At 57.0% G+C, this 314-nt stretch carries 1 pseudogene; it reads right to left on the reverse strand.

Annotated features, from left to right (window positions below):
* Positions 1-157: 157 nt before the first annotated feature.
* Positions 158-314, reverse strand: a pseudogene (locus tag BFP70_RS18090) (integrase core domain-containing protein); the annotation flags it as partial.

Consider the following 314-nt stretch of genomic DNA (forward strand, 5'->3'; position numbering starts at 1 on the left):
CCAGATCATCCGCGACCTGACGACGCGAAAGCCCGCTGGTCAGCGCAATCCGCACCGCATCCTTGCGAAATTCATCCGTTCTGCCTGTGCCCATGGTTTATCTCCTTTGCTGCACATTACGTCATCAAAGGAGCGGCACCAAACCGCGACAAGTCCAGATAGGGCCGAGCAAGCGCCGGTGATTAAACCAATCGACCCAGCCGAGCGTCGCCATTTCCAGATCCTGCATGTTGCGCCATGGACCCTGGCGATGGACCAGTTCGGTTTTGTAGAGACCGTTTATCGTCTCCGCGAGGGCGTTGTCATAGGAGTCT

Source organism: Thioclava sp. SK-1, from assembly GCF_001705665.1.
GTDB lineage: Bacteria > Pseudomonadota > Alphaproteobacteria > Rhodobacterales > Rhodobacteraceae > Thioclava.